Source organism: Dictyobacter arantiisoli (assembly GCF_008326305.1).
GTDB lineage: Bacteria > Chloroflexota > Ktedonobacteria > Ktedonobacterales > Ktedonobacteraceae > Dictyobacter > Dictyobacter arantiisoli.
On sequence record NZ_BIXY01000027.1, the window covers coordinates 32,621 to 48,411 of the forward strand.

Here is a 15,791-nt window from a genome sequence, read left to right on the forward strand (position 1 = left end):
ATCTTCTTCTCATAAAAGCAATTTAAAATTGCTGATGTTGCATTGGTTGTTTATTTATCGGCTGGAGTCGCCGAAAATGCAACCAATGCACTGCATTTTAGCGGCGACAGGAGGTGCATAAGAATATATGCGAATTCTCATTGTAGAAGATGATCCCCGCCTCGGACCGAGTTTAAAAAAAGGCCTGGAAGGGAACCACTATGCCGTTGATCTGGTCGCGCATGGAGAAGATGCTTTTTTGTCCGCTCTGGCTACCCCTTATGATCTGGTCGTGCTGGATATTTTGTTGCCGGGCATCAATGGTTTTGAGGTCTGTAAACGGCTGCGCGAAAAGGGCCGTACCATGCCCATTTTGCTGTTGACCGCGCTGGGTGAGGTGGAGCACCGCGTCAAAGGTTTGGACCTGGGTGCGGATGACTATCTTATTAAACCCTTTGCCTTTAGTGAACTTGAAGCGCGTGTACGTGCTTTGCTGCGGCGGCGTGGTCCGACGCGTACCCCCATTCTCCAATTCTTAGATATTACCCTGGATACGCGTACCCATGAGGTCTATCGAGGCGAACGCTTGATTTCTCTGGGGAGTAAGGAATATGCTTTACTTGAATTCTTTATGCGTCATCCACATCAGGTATTGAGTCGCACGATGATTGCCGAACATGTATGGGATAGCGATACGGAGCATTTGTCGAATGTCATCGATGTGTATATCCGTTACCTGCGTCGTAAGTTGTGTGACCAGAATGAGCCAGATGTGATCTGCACCGTACGTGGTGCGGGTTATCAATTGAAGGAACCACCGGTATGATCAATGCGATGCGCCATTTTTCTCCACCTGGGTTACGTTTGCAATTGACCCTCTGGTACACCATTGTCTCCTCTATTCTGATGCTCATTTTCTGTATCGCATTTTATTCCGCCCTCAAATACATCCTCTTCAGTAGTTTTGACTCCACCCTTCAGCAGCGGGCCCAGCATGTCGCTGAAGCAGTAAATATGGACCAGGGGAAGCTTGTCATTGACGATATGCTCCACCAATTGCCCGAGCTCACTGCCCCCGCCGCATTGATGGATTCCTCTATTCTTTATAATGGTACGCTTGTGCTGCCCAATGGACGACGTATCCAGCGTCAGGCAGCCAATACCGATGATATATTTGTGCGTGTTTTTGATACTCACGCCCATGAAATTTACCAGTCCAATCCTTTTGATCAGTTGCCAAGCCCATCCGAGAGTATCAGTCAGCCTCTCAATGGCACGCCGTGGCGCGCAACCCTGTCGGTAGAAGATGATCAATCGGTGCGCGTGTATAGTACGATGCTCGTCGATGGACATACGGTGGTTGGAGTGGTGCAGGTTGGTCAATCCCTGGAAAGCATCAATCTGTTATTGAACCATATTATACTGGCGCTCTTTATTGCTATGCTGGTGGGATTAGGCTTCTGTGCATTGGGTAGTTACTGGTTATCTGGCCGGGCCTTCCGTTCAATCCATCAGTTAACCAGAACCGCGCTGGAAATTAACGCCAACGATCTGCATCAGCGCGTCCTGGTACCGGCGGCGCGGGATGAAGTACGTGACTTATCGATCATCTTTAATCAAATGATTGCGCGGCTGGAGCGAGCTTTTGTGCAGCAGCGGCGTCTGGTGGCCGATGCCTCCCATGAATTACGCACTCCCGTATCTGTAATTCGCAATATGACTGAGATTGCGCTCACCCAGGCTGAGAGTCCTGGCGAATATAAGCATGTCCTCAGTGAAGTAAACGCAGAATCTGAGCATCTGGGACACCTGATCAATGATCTGTTAGTGCTGGCTCGTGCTGATGAGGGGCAGATCCAACTTGATAGCGAGCCTGTGCGGCTGGATCTGCTGGCATTGGATGTGGTTGAGAGCCTTGCACCGCTGGCGCAGGAGCAGCAGATTACCCTCAAAACCGAACAGCTCTTGCCTGCGACGGTCCTTGGGGATGCTGCCCGTTTGATCCAGGTCATTATCAGTCTGGTTGATAACGCCCTGAATTATAGTAATCGCGGAGGAACTATTACCCTCTCGGTAGAGATTCATGATGCCTGGGCCTATCTCCATGTTACTGATGATGGGATTGGCATTGCGCCAGAGGATATCGGACATATCTTTGAACGTTTCTATCGGGCTGATCCCGCGCGTACCAAGGCCCTCGGTGGAAGTGGATTAGGGCTCTCGATTGTGGAATGGATGGTCCAGGCGCACAAAGGCACCGTGGAAGTCAAAAGCCAACCTGATCAAGGTTCCACCTTTACTATTATCCTGCCTCTTGCCAGCGAACAAGGCTGAGGCTATCCAATCCAATCTACTGCACACGAATGACGATAGCGCTCACATTGCCAGTTCCGCCCGCGCTATTGGCGGCTTCTACCAGGAGTAGGGCCAGTTTCTGGGTATCCTCTTCTTGTGCCAGTATCTTCTTTATCTGCTCATCGGAGAGCATATGCCAGAGTCCATCGGTACAGAGCAAGATTAGATCGTTGGCTGCAACCTTGTATTCAAAGAGGTCGATTATGACAGTATAGTTTTGTCCCAGATAGCGATAATGCTGATTCCGTTTGGGACTCTGAGCCACCTCATCTGGCTTGAGTAGATTCGCCTCAACCTGCCTGGCGGCAATTGTATGATCCTGTGTCAGACAGTGTAGTTCGCTCTGCGCATTATAGTGATAGGCCCGGCTATCGCCAACGCTTGCGATCAGGAGTTGTCGTTTATAGAGCAGAGCCAACGTCAGCGTGCTCGCCATCGTCGTCTCATAATCCGCATTGCAATGATAAATCACTTGATTGGCCTGGCGGACAGCATCCCGCATCCACTGTGCAAGGACTGTATCCTGGGGAGGTGTCAGGTGTCGTGGAGTGTTTCCCGATCCCTGTGTGCCCTGTGGGGTACTCTGACTGTGGGGAGATGTGCTGGTGGGGGTTGTCAGCAGAGGCAATAAAATATCCGCGATGGTTTCAATTGCCAGGCGACTGGCTTCATGTCCTTTGGGTTGCTTATTCTGTGGTTGACGTAGACCATCCGCAACCGCGAACAGTCCAAAGGGGCGTGGTGGCGGAGCAAGATTGAGCGGTAATCCCTGCACAACCAGGAGCATATCTTCATTGTTTGGCGCGCTATTCCCGATATCGCTGAGATAGCCGACCTGACAGGCCTCGTAGACCAGCGGTGAGGTATCGCTGAGGGTATGTCCACAATAGCGACAGAAGCGTGATGCATGCCGATTCTCTCGTCCGCATTGCGCGCAAGGATTTTCAGGAATGATCATGCGTATCAAGGCATTTTCATTACTGGTTGCGATCAACGTTTCCGCCATCTCATCCATTGCCACCGTTGGCTCAAACCAGATTCCCTGCTGCGTCAGCGCAGTATTAAGTGCCGTCGCGAATTCCTGTGCTGTACGATAGCGCTTGTTTGGGTCTACATCAATAGCTTGCATAATTACCGTATCGAGTGTGGGTGGTAACGCGCTATTCAAGCTACTGGGATGTGGAAGCTCTGTGGCATGTGTTTTGATGATGGCTTGAAAAGGTAGCATCCCTGTGAACATCTGGTAGGCCACCACGCCCATCGCATAGATGTCGCTTGCCGGTTCTGCCTTCCCATGCTCCTGTTCGGGCGCAATATAGTGTTCCGTACCGAGCGACCAGCCACGTTGGGTCAACGGTTTCTCCTGTTGCATCGCGCGTGCAATCCCAAAATCCGCCACCATCAGGCGTTGATCATCCTGATTCAGCAACAGATTGGAGGGTTTGATGTCGCGATGAATAATCTGTTGCGGATGCTGGTGAATGGCATCGATGGCCGCGGCCAGTTCATTGAGATAGCGCTGTGCAAGCTCTGTTGGTAAAGGATTCTGACTGCGCAACAGCTCCTTGATGGTTCCACCGGTAATCAGGGGCATCGTAATATAAAGAAGCTGACCATCCTGTCCAAAATTAACCACCGGCACAATATTGGGATGGTGTAACTGGTGAGCATAGCGCGCCTCGCGGCGGAAGCGCTCAATAGCAGTATCCGTATCCATCTTGCTAGCGGCAAGATTGAGCACCTTCAACGCGATCTGCTGGCTCTCAAACGTATCACTGGCCCGATAGACAGAGCCCATTCCACCGATACCGATCAACGTCTCGATGCGATAGCGGCCCGCCACCACTGCCTCTGGCAGCAAGCAGCGACAAAAGGGATTAGTACATTGGGTTGTTCCGGATGGGTAGATTGTCTGGCAGCGAGGATTTGGACAAGCAGGCATACTTTTTTCTCTCAATAATTGATATCCAGAAACAGCGGAAGTCGTTGATAGCAAATGCTCTTCTAGTGTAGAAGAATTCCAGGTACGTGTCAATAGAACGCGTGCACGAGCAAAATTTCCATAAGCTCCATCGGCATGGTGGATGGTGCAGTGTTCAAAAGTTGTCGACGTTCGAGAACAGCGTTATAATCTAAACGGTGGTGGAAGATTTCATGCTCCAGACACTGATTGACGCACTCAAAGGATAAAAGGATATCATGCTGCTACAAACGTTACCGTTAGTTCTTTTTATTGTTATGGCCGAAGTCTCAATAGGCGCGGTGAGCGTACTTGTGTTCCTTGATTGGCGTAACGAGGTCAAGCGTGGTTTTCTGACCTCATATGCTCTTATCTATCTGGTCCTGGCTGGTTTAACCTATTGGTTCCAGCAGGGATTTTCGACGGCACCTTTACTCAATACGTATCCTCAACTTGATCATAACTGGACTGGCTATCAGTCGCTGCCATTATTGCTCTTCTTCTTGCTATTGATTCCCTATGCCATCTTCTTGTTTTTGGATAAAACGGCGGGCGTACAGGAGAAGTCAGAATCTTCTGAGGAAGGAAATGCTGAGGTAGTCGCTGCCCCCGTAGCACCACGCAAGTCTTCAGCACTGCGCGTTTTGCGCCTGTTGAGTGGCGTGGCGACGGTTGTGGCCGGCTTTGTAACGCTCTTCGTGATGGCGATGATATATCGTCCTCTGGGCGGAGGAAGCCTGGGTGGCATCTTTACGGTGGCTGGTTTCTTCGCGGCAGCCTTCGCGCTGGGTGGCGTTATGACTGCCATGTGGTTGGGACATTGGTATCTTGTTACACCGGCGTTGTCTGGTCGTCCCTTACAGTTTTCGACGACGCTGGTACTGGTCGCGGTACTCGCACAGATCATCTTCTTTATTGTTGGTGGGCCAAATTCGACTTATGCCAATAAGGCTCAGACCACAACACCTGCCATCACCGCGCAGGCAACACCTGCCCCAAAGAATCAGGTCAAGCCAGCAGATGCTCCGGTCGTAGCTCCTCTGGGAGCGACCGCGATTAGCTGGTTGCGTGTCGTCGTCGGTTATGCCATGCCTCTTATCTTAGGAATCCTGGCATGGATTCTGATTCGTGAGCGTTCATTCCAGTCCGCAACTGGCATGCTCTATCTGGTCGTCGTTTTAACCCTGGCCGGTGAGATTATGTCGCGTGGACTCTTTGTTGGCGGCCTCTAATCATTCCCTCACGTTTGAGGAAATGATAGGGAGGAGGATGGATTACAAAGGGCGGCGCTCCCTTTGTAATCCATCCTCCTCCCTTCCGCCGCAGGCGCGGCAGCAGGATGTTTCGTGATCATGCTCCTTGCTGCCGTGCTTTTTCACGCTCTATCAGTTCGCGGCGTAGAATCTTTCCCGATGTTGTCTTGGGTATGCTGTCAATGAATTCAATAAAATGGATGCGTTTATAGCCAGCCAGTTTGCCATTGGCGAAGGTCAGTACATCAGCAGGTGTCAGGGTGCTGTTGGGACGCGGAATGACGATCCCTTTGATTAATTCGCCTGCCTCGTCATCTGGCACTCCGATAACTGCGGCATCGATGAGGCCGGGATGTTCCAGGAGGAGCGCTTCGATTTCCGCCGGTGCGATGCCGAAGCCATGATATTTAATCATCTCCTTTTTTCGATCCACGATATAGGTGTATCCTTCTTCGTCAACATACGCTACATCGCCCGTGTGTAACCAGCCATCCTGGAGGGCATAGGCAGTCTCTTCGGGTGCGTTCCAGTAGCTTTGCATGACCTGCGGGCCACGGATCAGCAACTCACCGGTTTCCCCTGCTTGCAGTTCGTGTGTACCAGTCTCAATATCGACAATTTTCTGTTTTGTATTATGGGTGAGGAAGCCAATACTGCCAATGCGTTGCAATTTGGGATCGCGTGCCTGTGAATGAGTCAATGGTGAGGCTTCGGTGAGCCCATATCCCTGGACCACACAGGCTGAAATCTTGGCCTGTAGTTTGCGCGCTGGCTCGATTGGCAGAGGAGCCGCGCCCGAGAAGACGTATTTGACCGTTTGCATTTTGCTGAGGTCAACCGGCGCATTTGCCAGAGCGAGGATAATTGGTGGGACGGCAAAATAAAAGGTGACATGATGTTGGCTGCACAACTCTAATGATTCTAGCAGATCGAAGCGTTCCATGATGACCTGTGTGCCGCTACAGGCGAGAAAACTGCCGGTGAGCATAACCCCATAGATGTGATAGAAAGGGAGGAAGAGTAGGGCAGTATCCGTGAGATCAACTCCTACCGCGTGGATGAATTGGAGATTGTTACTGACCAGATTGCGATGGGTGAGCATGACCCCTTTGGGTAGTCCAGTGGTTCCCGATGAATAGGGGAGCGCGAGCAGATCGTCAGGAAGGATATCAACCTGTGGTGGTCGTTTGGGTGATGAGCGACGCAACAGCCTGGCAAAGGGAATAGCTTCTGGCAACTCCGCCGGTACCTTATCCCCGGTGATGATAGTGTGCTTAAGGTGTGGAAATTGAGTATGTGAGAATGCCAGACTGAGGATCGGCACTAACTCTTTCTGAGCCAGGATCGCCTGGACCTCGGCGTTTTCGATCTGATAACTTACTTCACGCTCTTTGTAGGATGGATTCATAGGACTGACGACGACCCCGATTGAGGCGGCGGCAATAAAGGTGATAATATATTCTGGGCGATTAGTCAGAAAGAGGGCGATGCGGTCGCCTTTGCGTAATCCCAGTTCGTAGAGACCGTTGGCGATACTGTTGACCATGGAGACAACTTCTCGATAGGTCAGACTAAGATCATGATAGATAATTGCGACACGATTAGGGGTACGTTCAGCGGCTGAGCGAAGGAGTTGATCGTAGGATACTTCTGGAATATCCAGAGGAGGGCGGAATAGCTCGGGGGCAAACATATTATTTGACATGGCAGGCGTCCTTTCTGGGAAACTCGACTATGAGCATTCAGAAAAAAAATTACAGGGACTGCAGATCTTTGACACAAGAGTGGCCCATGTACATATGTCAGTTTGCTTGAATGTTTTTATATACTGTGTAGCATACTCTGCTTTCTCTTCAAGGTCAAGTTTTAGCATGCTGTTTTATATATCTTCTCATAGTGGATGAATTTGGACATACTGTATATGTTCAAATAAGTTATCATACGTCCTATACACGTCCTATACAAAGATTAATTTTATGGTCGAAAGGATCTTTGAATGCGTACTATTATGCCCGGTCTGGATTGGTCTGATGCACGCTTGATCCCTGCTTTTCAAATGGTGATCCATCTGGATGTGTATGATCTGCGTGGGGCTTCCCGTCCTGAACTGATCACTGCTACTGTGATAGCTGGTCTGGTGAATCGTCCACGTCCACGCATCTATTTGATTGCCTGTGAGGATGATGTTTTCTGGCTACAACAGGCACTGCGCCATGTATCCACAACCTATTTTTCCCATCACGGTTCTGAATCCTTGCATGCCTTGCTCTTCACCTATCGTTCCCTGGTGCAGGGCGTCATTATTTATCAATCTGAACTATTGGATACTATCAACATTGCTACCACGATGGCGGGACAGCGAGACGCCTTGATCGCAGATCCTGAACTGGCTGTGGCTTTGATTAAGCGCTATCATTTGCCTGTTGTGGACGACTTACGCAAGTATGGCTGGCGCAGTCGTTTGCAGGCCTATCATTGGGCGGTCCAACAGCTATTGCCCCGCTCATCGCCGCGTATCCTGGCGGGATTGGACCCCGGAGCCTTTTGTGGCTTGCGTTCGTTTCTGGTGGCGACCGGCGCATTTGTCTACTGGCTGGATTCCCAACAATATCTCCCTGATTTTACAGCAGGAATGCTCTCTGAACGTGCTTTAATGCAGCAGCTCTTTGCAACCTATGCCCCGACCGTTGGTGCGGTCCATCTTGGCTGGGTGATCCATGAGCAGAGCGCGGTTGCCCTGGCCTCGGAAGCCGGTATGGCTGTAGTTGCTTCGGATTATGTCCTGAACCTGGAGGTATGGACAGCTGTGCAGCCAGAAGCGTTGCCTCTGCCAGCAACGCATATGGATGTACCGCCGTTAGAGGATAAAATCTATCTGTCCTTTACCATGAGTGATGGAGATAATCTGCAATATTGCCAGCATCATTTGCGCACGATCTGGAATGATCCAGCACGAGAAACTGTTCCATTGGGATGGACCATGTCGCCGCTGCTGGCTCAGGCTATGCCTGCTCTGGCTGCCTATTATACTTCAACTGCCGGACCAAATGACGAGTTGATCGCAGGTCCCAGTGGCATGGGTTATATCTATCCCTCACGCTATCCACGTGCACGACAGGATCTCTATCTTCAGCAGACAGGCAGCTTGATGCACAGATTGGGGATGACTTCGTTGACATTGCTCGATGTGGATGCGCTCTATCGCACCGGATTGCCGTTGGTGGCTGCCTTTAGTTTTGCTGGCATGCGTCTCTCTACGCGACATGTGCAGCAGGAGTGGGCTTCAACGCTGGCACGCTATGGAGTAACCGGTATTTTAAATGGAGCCGGCTTTACGGGTAGACCGGCGCAATGGCATAACCAGCACCAACTCGTATTCCATAATACGCTTGGTTTTACCACGAACGTCGAGCGCACGGTTCGCCTGATCAAGTTAGCATCGCGCATATTTCGGCGCCGTCCCCTGTTCCTCCATGTCTACCTGATAGCCTGGAATATGACGCCCACGGCTGTTCAGCAGATCCTGCAACAACTGGGACCAGATTATGAATGTATCCTGCCACGAACCATGTTTGCTCTCCAGGCTCATTCTCACAAAAGATAACCCTCACCACAAGAGTGAGGGCTACATGCGTGGGCTATTTTTTTGCGACAATTTTTACGGCAGGCTCGATTTCAAGTTGCTCTTCGCTGGCTGGCTCTTCCAGACTTTCCTCTTCTTCTTCCTCTCCCTCTTCCTCGTCTAATTGCGCGAGTTGTTGATCAATCCAATCGGCGGTTCGTGGGCCGCGTTTATACGGCCGTCGTTGTTCGCCTGCGTTATTATGAAATGGATCGCGCTTATTTATCGAACCTTTGTCGCGTAATTTTCCTCTCATGCTATCACCTCCCCTCTTTTGAGGCCGGAATATGGCTGTAGTGTGGGACGCATAAATACTGTATTTTTTATACTAGAATCGCGGTGAAACTGCCATGGATCAAATGCTGTAATCTGGCAAGATACAACCATGAGATATGCCTTCTACTTTCGCTATCCTGCTGGCAGGTATATTGACAATTGACAGCATGAAAAAGGTTGCTATGGGATGAGGGGATTTTGAGGCGACTTGGATTTCTGGAACGCTCGGGCTATTCCCGCTAATGCTCGTTCTGTAGCGCGTATTGTTGTCATTGATACCGCGCTGTTGTTGATTGCCTACGTACCATTTTTTCATACTCGGTAGTGTACGAGTATCTGTATATTTTACAAGGCACGAAGCTTTGAATTCTTTTTGTAAATCCATATCTACTATATGCCGAGAATGGAAGGCCTACTAACTGCTAATGAGTGTACTTGGAGGCGCTATAATTGTCAAGCTATTTTTGTATCATCTTTTGAGTTTCTTGGAAGATTAGCCGGATATGGCTATCAATGGCAAATGAAGGAGGACTTCTGCCTGATGCATTTGGGCATTTTGGCCCCTTTTAAGCATGAGGATTTTATTGCCCGTTTGTAGGCGGTGCCTCTGCATCTACGTTCTTTTTAAGAGAGTGTCAGCCCCCCAATACCAGCGGGATCTTGCTGCTCACCTGCTGGCAGGCGCGTGCGCGCCTGCGCCCTTTTTAGTATGTGGTGCAGGAAAGGTGCACAGCACCTTTCCTGCACCACATACTAAAAAGATGTTTGAGCACCGTAGGTGCGAAAACGCATGCACAGAGACGATGGAGAGCACGGGAGTCTGACCTGTCTTAGAGAGTATGCGAGAAAAATCATGGGTGAAGATCAGGGAAGATAAAGGAGGCTGATACGGCATCATGGAGACTGCATCTTTACGGTGCAATCTCCATGATGTAGTGAGTATAATTATGCACGATAGTTGCCAGCCTGGGTTAAGAAGGCTTTGAGAATACCACGTGCGATTACTGCGAAGAGCAGCATTTCAATCACAATCATCGTGACCCATACCCAGAGGAGTTGTGCTTCCTGGGTGTGGGAAGTGCCAATGGCTGAGATAGAGTTGAACAACAACGGGATCAGGATAATCAGAGGAATAACAAAGAGCGCAACGCAGCAAATAATCACAACGGCTGGAAGAAGCAGTCGCCAGAGCCCGGAATCGCGTAAATTTTCGGTCTTTGCGGTCCCATACGCCTGGCGACGTTCGCTGCCAGCTATCTCTGCTGAAGGTTCTACCTGCTGCACTGCCGTATTTTTCAGCACTGAGTTCTTCGTTTGTTCCGCCGTGGAGCTTACGGTCTTTTCATCCATAGGAAGTCTCCTGAAGAGCGTTTATTATAACTTTGTCCTTCAGTATACCATATAGTAGAACCGTGTTCCCGAACGGCGAAGGCGAAGGGTAGGATACAGATTATTAGAAGCGCTTGTCGATCTGTTCGAAGATACGTTTGCGCAATACCAGTACAACTGCTGGTAACACAACCGCGCTGACAATCCATTTGGCGACGAATTTTTTCATTTTTGTGTTCCTTTCAAGCAAGTGTGAGGAATTGCCATCCCTGGCGGTTACCTCAATCTATTGACAAATTTTTGATCAGGGAATAGACGTTAATCGTTGTGTTGAAGTTGCGCGGGCCGCGTGATGGTTTGATCAGTATAGACATTCAGCGGCACTTCATGCGTATATTGCTCTGGTGCGGGTTGTTTACCAGGCTTTTCGTGCTGTTCTGCCGCCGCATCGGGGCGCATTTTGAGAAATGGCTCGATGATATCCATTGGCAAAGGAAAAATGATCGTTGAGTTTTTCTCAACGGCAATCTCGGTGAGCGTTTGTAGATAGCGCAATTGGAGGGCGCTGGATTGCGATCCGATCACGCTGGCGGCCTGTGCCAGTTGTGTTGAAGCCTGTAACTCGCCTTCGGCATGGATAACCTTGGCGCGTTTTTCGCGCTCAGCCTCGGCCTGTTTTGCCATTGCACGCTGCATCGTTGGTGGTAGTTCAATATCCTTGACCTCAACGGCCGTAACCTTGACACCCCAACGCTCAGTATACTGATCAATAATGGTCTGCAGGCTCTGATTGATACGGTCGCGATGTGCCAGCAACTCATCCAGTTCAGCCTGTCCCAGCACATTGCGGAGCGTAGTTTGACCGATCTGCATTGAAGCATCCACAAAATTCACCACATTGATCACTGCCGCTTCGGGATTGACAACCTGGAAGTAGACAACTGCCGTCACACGGATCGTCACATTATCCCGCGTGATTAGTTCCTGTGGGGGAACCTGCATCGTCACCACGCGCAAATCTACCTTCACCATACGCGTGATAAATGGTGGCACCCAGAAGATACCCGGTCCTTTCGCGCCTTTCGACGCTCCCAGGGTAAAGATAACGCCACGTTCATATTGTTGCACTACACGTAAACCTGAGAGCACAAACAGAACGATAATGGCGACAACCAGACCAATGAAAATACCCATGGAACCCTCTCCTTTAGAGATATTCCGTCCCCCCTTGAGGGACGGTAGACATCCTTCCTGGATCTTGAAAGATGGTGGCTGGTGGAAATCTGTTGTGAAAGCGCTTGACAATTTGATGCACTAATGATATAGTTATTCCCGTCAGCATAAGGGCGCTTAGCTCAGTGGGAGAGCGCTTCGTTCACACCGAAGAGGTCACTGGTTCGATACCAGTAGCGCCCACCCTTTCTCCTGATGTAGATGTTTCCACACCTGAATTATATACGATTATCCCCGTATCTAGTTGTTGATTAGTACCATCAAATTTCGTTACAACTATTCCAGCCCAACCAACCGTGTTTTTTCTATGGGATACGATTTTTCAGCACAGCGCCAACAACTTATGACTCAGCTTCAACACAGTGGTATCCATGATCCTCGTGTTCTCCATGCCCTGACAACGGTGCCGCGTGAACAATTTGTGGACACATCATTGCATACGATGGCTTATGCCAATCAAGCTCTACCTCTGCTCCTTGGTCAAACCATCTCTCAACCGTTAATGGTTGCTGTTATGACACAGGCACTGCATCTCACGGGTAATGAGCGCGTCTTAGAGGTAGGGACCGGTTCAGGCTATCAGGCGGCCATTTTATCGTTGTTGGCAGCTCAGGTCTATAGTATCGAACGCCATGTCCAACTCTCTCTGCAAGCTGCTGAGCATTTGAAAAGTTTAGGCTATCTCAATGTTGAGTTATTGGTAGGAGACGGTTCACTGGGCTGGCCTGAACATGCTCCTTATGACCGCATTATTGTCACCGCTGCCGCTCCTTACGCGCCAGCCCAACTGCTGGCGCAACTTCATTTCGGTGGTTCCCTGGTTATCCCCATTGGCGATCAAACCCTGCAAGATTTGCAAATCATCCAAAAGGTTGAAGGGGGGACACAAACCTATTCTCTTGGTCGCTGTGTCTTCGTCCCGCTGGTTGGCGAAGATGCCTGGCAATAGTTTTGAGAGTAAAATTTGCCGCTATTTGGGCTGTATAATTGCGAGAATGGGAATTGTTGCTTTATAATAAGGAATATAGAATGTTTCCTCAAAGACCAGTTGCCGCAGTGGAGGAATTTCGCATGCCAGGTTTTTTACTTCGTAATGGTTTTCATCTTGCAAACTTCTTGATGTTGATTGTGTTCCTGGTTATTTGGTTTGTCCTCTGTCAGTTAATGCATATTCTGATAATGGTATGGCGGCATGAGCCGCTGATTGGTTGGGCTGTCAGTCCCTTTGGGGTGACGTTGATGGCCATCCGCGAACCATCGCTCCTCTACATCTGGCTCGATGTCCTCTGTCCCGCGATTGTCTCAGGCGGCATTCTGGCCGTCGGGCTCTTTACCCCTTTGAGCCCCATTCCATTGCGCAATCATACGCTGGTAAAGCTCGTCGTGATCGCCTGTGGCATCCTGGTGACAAGTTGTGCTGATATCCTCAACGCATTACGCGATGTGCGCTATCCACTCTGGGGCGAAGCCCGTATTTTACGCACTATGCAGATCATGCGAGCCAACTGGTCAAAATTCCATTTCACACCATTTGGCTATTCCTATGTGCGCAGTCATTTTGGATCAAATCCCCACGAGCTTCTACAACTGTTATCCCTTTAGTCAGGGATCATGCCATGCCATACTATGCGGTTGCCTGTTCCGCACTCTGTGTGGGTGGGACAACCGGGATGCTGACGTGGAAAGTGCTGCCATTTTCTGGATTGCTCTCTAACCAGATGTGTCCTCCATGTCTGCGAATAATCGCTTTAGCAACATAGAGACCAAGCCCAATTCCAGCATAGTGCTGGCTAGCAGTGTTTTGGATACGATAGAAGCGCTCAAAGATGTGCTCGAAATGTTCGGGACTGACTCCAATGCCCTGATCTTTGACGCTGATATGGTATGTCTGCGCTTGCTTGCGCAGACTGACAAGTATCTGACCACCGTGGGGCGAATATTTGACTGCATTGTCCAGTATGTTTCCGATAACTTGCTCGATTCTGACCTGATCAGCGGTAACGGTCGTTTCTTCTTCTACGACCTCTAGCATCAATAGATGCTGCTCCGCGCTGGCCTGGACTGAGCGTACCAGATTTTCAAGCATTGCTTTCATCTGAAAGGTTGTATAGTGCAAATGGATGTCCCCCCACTGCACCTGAGAGAGATCGAGCAGATCATTGACGAGCCGCTCAAGGTGTTCGGTCTGGCTCTGGATGATCGCCAGGCTGTGCAGATCATGCTGCTCTGGATGGTTGTGTTCTGGCTCACTGGCGCGTAATTTGTGCAGCCGCCGCTCAGCACGCCGTACCAGATGTTGCGTATAGCCTTTTATGGCGGTGAGAGGAGTGCGCAGTTCATGCGAGACGACCGAGACAAAATCGTCCTTGAGTCGTTCCACCTGCTTACTTGAGGTAATATCATTGAGGACCGCGACAACTCCGCTAGGCTTCAATGAAAACTCACCTGCTTCATGCAGGGGAGCGGCACTGATACTCAATGTCAGGGGGACGCGTTCGTCAGTTTTGCCTGCTACCAGTTCCTGTCCCTTCACGACTTTGCCGCTGAGTGCCTGCTGGATAATTTCAACCAGCCGGGGAAGCCAGGGAATATCGCTGGTCTCGGCCAGGCGCCGCAAAGGCACGCCAGATGTGAGAACCGTCTGTGCCTGTGCCAGCAACTGTTCAGCGGATTTATTGAGGGATTTGATGGTGCCGTTGGTATCTGTAATTAAGAGTCCCTCAGCCATACTCCCAATAATCAATTCCAGGCGCATGCGTTCAAATTCCGCCTGTCGCCAGAGAGCATTCTCGCGCTCGCGTAGCCGGACATTCTCCAATGCGACCGCTGCATAATCGGCGATCATAGTGGTTAATTTCAAGAGATTGGCGTCAAATGTCCCGGGCTTCTCGTCAAAGAGGCTCAGGATGCCAATAATACGGTCCTCGACGGTCAGTGGGATATTCAGACAGGAACCGATGGTGGTACTGGATAGCTCGCCTTGAGCGCGATTCTGGGCTAATTCATCGGGGGCGTCAAAGTAGGCACTACGCGTCAATTGTTCGGCTGTGACTGTGGGAAAATCGAGCGCGTTGGCTGCGCTGGCGATGCGCTGGATCATTGATTCCAGAAAGGATGCATTTAATGGATAACATGGGATAATAAAGAGGTCGAATGGATTTCCTTTGAGTAAGATGCAGCAAGCTGAAAAACTATAAATTTCTTTTAATGCTGCCAGTAGAGCACGATGAACCTGAAAGCGGTCGAAGGCGGCTACGAATTGTTTGCCAATCGTGTTGAGATATTCCATCTCCCCTTTGAGTGCGAGCAAACGCTCTGCGTTTAGCCCATTGGGGGGCCGAATGGGAATATCTACGGTTTGCGACTTGGATTGTACGCTGCTCTCCATGCTGATCCCCTTACTGTAGTTGTTGTAATTGGTTCGTTACTTCGTCATGAAGGGGTGGAACAATAAGGTCACCAGTAAGCTCGCGTAAACCTGCAAAACATGCATCCAATAGAGCCATTAAGCCTTCTTCGAGCTCGTTCGCAGTGATGCTGCCGAGTTGTTCATGTATAATAGCTGGAATAAGTGCGGTATAAGGACGATTCACCAGACAGTTGAGAAATGGATAGGTAATAGTGAGGCGCTTGGCGGCACCTTGCACCAGAACACGAGTGGTTGCCTTCCCTAAGTAGGGGGCGACTCGCTCATCAATCAACCCAATGGCTTGCAGGTACGCCTCTGTAACTTGCTCACGGGAGACGGAAGAGGAGTTGTTATGTATGGGTAACACTATTTCCT

The 15,791-nt window shown here is 50.1% G+C and carries 13 protein-coding genes and 1 tRNA gene; 7 read left to right on the top strand and 7 right to left on the bottom strand.

Annotated elements, in window-relative coordinates; all coding sequences use genetic code 11:
- Nucleotides 1-127 precede the first annotated feature (127 nt).
- Both F1593_RS10850 and F1593_RS10855 read left to right on the top strand, forming a co-directional pair.
- The gene (locus tag F1593_RS10850; RefSeq protein ID WP_149401584.1) at nucleotides 128-805 is read left to right on the top strand and encodes a response regulator transcription factor; all 678 of its coding nucleotides are present in this window, start codon (nucleotides 128-130) and stop codon (nucleotides 803-805) included.
- Complete coding sequence (locus tag F1593_RS10855) at nucleotides 802-2,313, top strand: sensor histidine kinase (RefSeq protein WP_149401585.1); 1,512 nt, start codon at nucleotides 802-804, stop codon at nucleotides 2,311-2,313. The genes F1593_RS10850 and F1593_RS10855 overlap by 4 nt, the downstream gene beginning before the upstream one ends.
- Before the next feature lie 16 nt (nucleotides 2,314-2,329).
- Here the strand turns inward: F1593_RS10855 and F1593_RS10860 are convergent, their stop codons facing one another.
- Nucleotides 2,330-4,276, bottom strand: coding sequence for a protein kinase domain-containing protein (locus F1593_RS10860; RefSeq protein ID WP_149401586.1), 1,947 nt, complete (start codon nucleotides 4,274-4,276; stop codon nucleotides 2,330-2,332).
- A 257-nt stretch (nucleotides 4,277-4,533) separates the two neighbouring features.
- On the opposite strand from F1593_RS10860, the gene F1593_RS10865 reads away from it, so the two are divergent.
- A complete protein-coding gene (locus tag F1593_RS10865; RefSeq protein WP_149401587.1) occupies nucleotides 4,534-5,526 on the top strand; it encodes a DmsC/YnfH family molybdoenzyme membrane anchor subunit in 993 nt (330 codons plus the stop codon).
- Between the two features lie 118 nt (nucleotides 5,527-5,644).
- On the opposite strand, the gene F1593_RS10870 is transcribed toward F1593_RS10865, so the two are convergent.
- A complete protein-coding gene (locus F1593_RS10870; protein WP_149401588.1) occupies nucleotides 5,645-7,252 on the bottom strand; it encodes a class I adenylate-forming enzyme family protein in 1,608 nt (535 codons plus the stop codon).
- A gap of 291 nt (nucleotides 7,253-7,543) precedes the next feature.
- Here F1593_RS10870 and F1593_RS10875 point away from each other — a divergent pair, with 291 nt between their 5' ends.
- Nucleotides 7,544-9,151, top strand: a complete 1,608-nt coding sequence (locus tag F1593_RS10875) for a GxGYxYP domain-containing protein (RefSeq protein WP_149401589.1) — start codon at nucleotides 7,544-7,546, stop codon at nucleotides 9,149-9,151.
- A gap of 34 nt (nucleotides 9,152-9,185) precedes the next feature.
- Here the strand turns inward: F1593_RS10875 and F1593_RS10880 are convergent, their stop codons facing one another.
- The 3 genes from F1593_RS10880 to F1593_RS10890 all read right to left on the bottom strand — a co-directional run bounded on the left by F1593_RS10880 (nucleotide 9,186) and on the right by F1593_RS10890 (nucleotide 11,968).
- Complete coding sequence (locus tag F1593_RS10880; RefSeq protein WP_149401590.1) at nucleotides 9,186-9,425, bottom strand: hypothetical protein; 240 nt, start codon at nucleotides 9,423-9,425, stop codon at nucleotides 9,186-9,188.
- 965 nt (nucleotides 9,426-10,390) lie between these two features.
- Nucleotides 10,391-10,795, bottom strand: a complete 405-nt coding sequence (locus tag F1593_RS10885) for a hypothetical protein (RefSeq protein ID WP_149401591.1) — start codon at nucleotides 10,793-10,795, stop codon at nucleotides 10,391-10,393.
- A 297-nt stretch (nucleotides 10,796-11,092) separates the two neighbouring features.
- Nucleotides 11,093-11,968, bottom strand: coding sequence for a slipin family protein (locus tag F1593_RS10890; RefSeq protein WP_149401592.1), 876 nt, complete (start codon nucleotides 11,966-11,968; stop codon nucleotides 11,093-11,095).
- Between the two features lie 150 nt (nucleotides 11,969-12,118).
- Between F1593_RS10890 and F1593_RS10895 the strand changes: the two genes are divergently transcribed.
- The 3 genes from F1593_RS10895 to F1593_RS10905 all read left to right on the top strand — a co-directional run bounded on the left by F1593_RS10895 (nucleotide 12,119) and on the right by F1593_RS10905 (nucleotide 13,609).
- A tRNA-Val gene (locus F1593_RS10895) sits at nucleotides 12,119-12,190 on the top strand.
- A 124-nt stretch (nucleotides 12,191-12,314) separates the two neighbouring features.
- On the top strand, nucleotides 12,315-12,956 hold the full coding sequence (locus tag F1593_RS10900; RefSeq protein WP_149401593.1) for a protein-L-isoaspartate(D-aspartate) O-methyltransferase: 642 nt from the start codon (nucleotides 12,315-12,317) through the stop codon (nucleotides 12,954-12,956).
- A 122-nt stretch (nucleotides 12,957-13,078) separates the two neighbouring features.
- Nucleotides 13,079-13,609, top strand: coding sequence for a hypothetical protein (locus F1593_RS10905; RefSeq protein ID WP_149401594.1), 531 nt, complete (start codon nucleotides 13,079-13,081; stop codon nucleotides 13,607-13,609).
- Nucleotides 13,610-13,631: 22 nt separating this feature from the next.
- Here F1593_RS10905 and F1593_RS10910 read toward each other — a convergent pair whose 3' ends face one another.
- Both F1593_RS10910 and F1593_RS10915 read right to left on the bottom strand, forming a co-directional pair.
- Nucleotides 13,632-15,395 carry an ATP-binding protein gene (locus tag F1593_RS10910; protein WP_149401595.1) on the bottom strand — a complete coding sequence of 588 codons (1,764 nt, stop codon included), beginning with the start codon at nucleotides 15,393-15,395 and terminating at the stop codon, nucleotides 13,632-13,634.
- A 10-nt stretch (nucleotides 15,396-15,405) separates the two neighbouring features.
- A complete protein-coding gene (locus F1593_RS10915) occupies nucleotides 15,406-15,783 on the bottom strand; it encodes a hypothetical protein (RefSeq protein WP_149401596.1) in 378 nt (125 codons plus the stop codon).
- Nucleotides 15,784-15,791 lie beyond the last annotated feature (8 nt).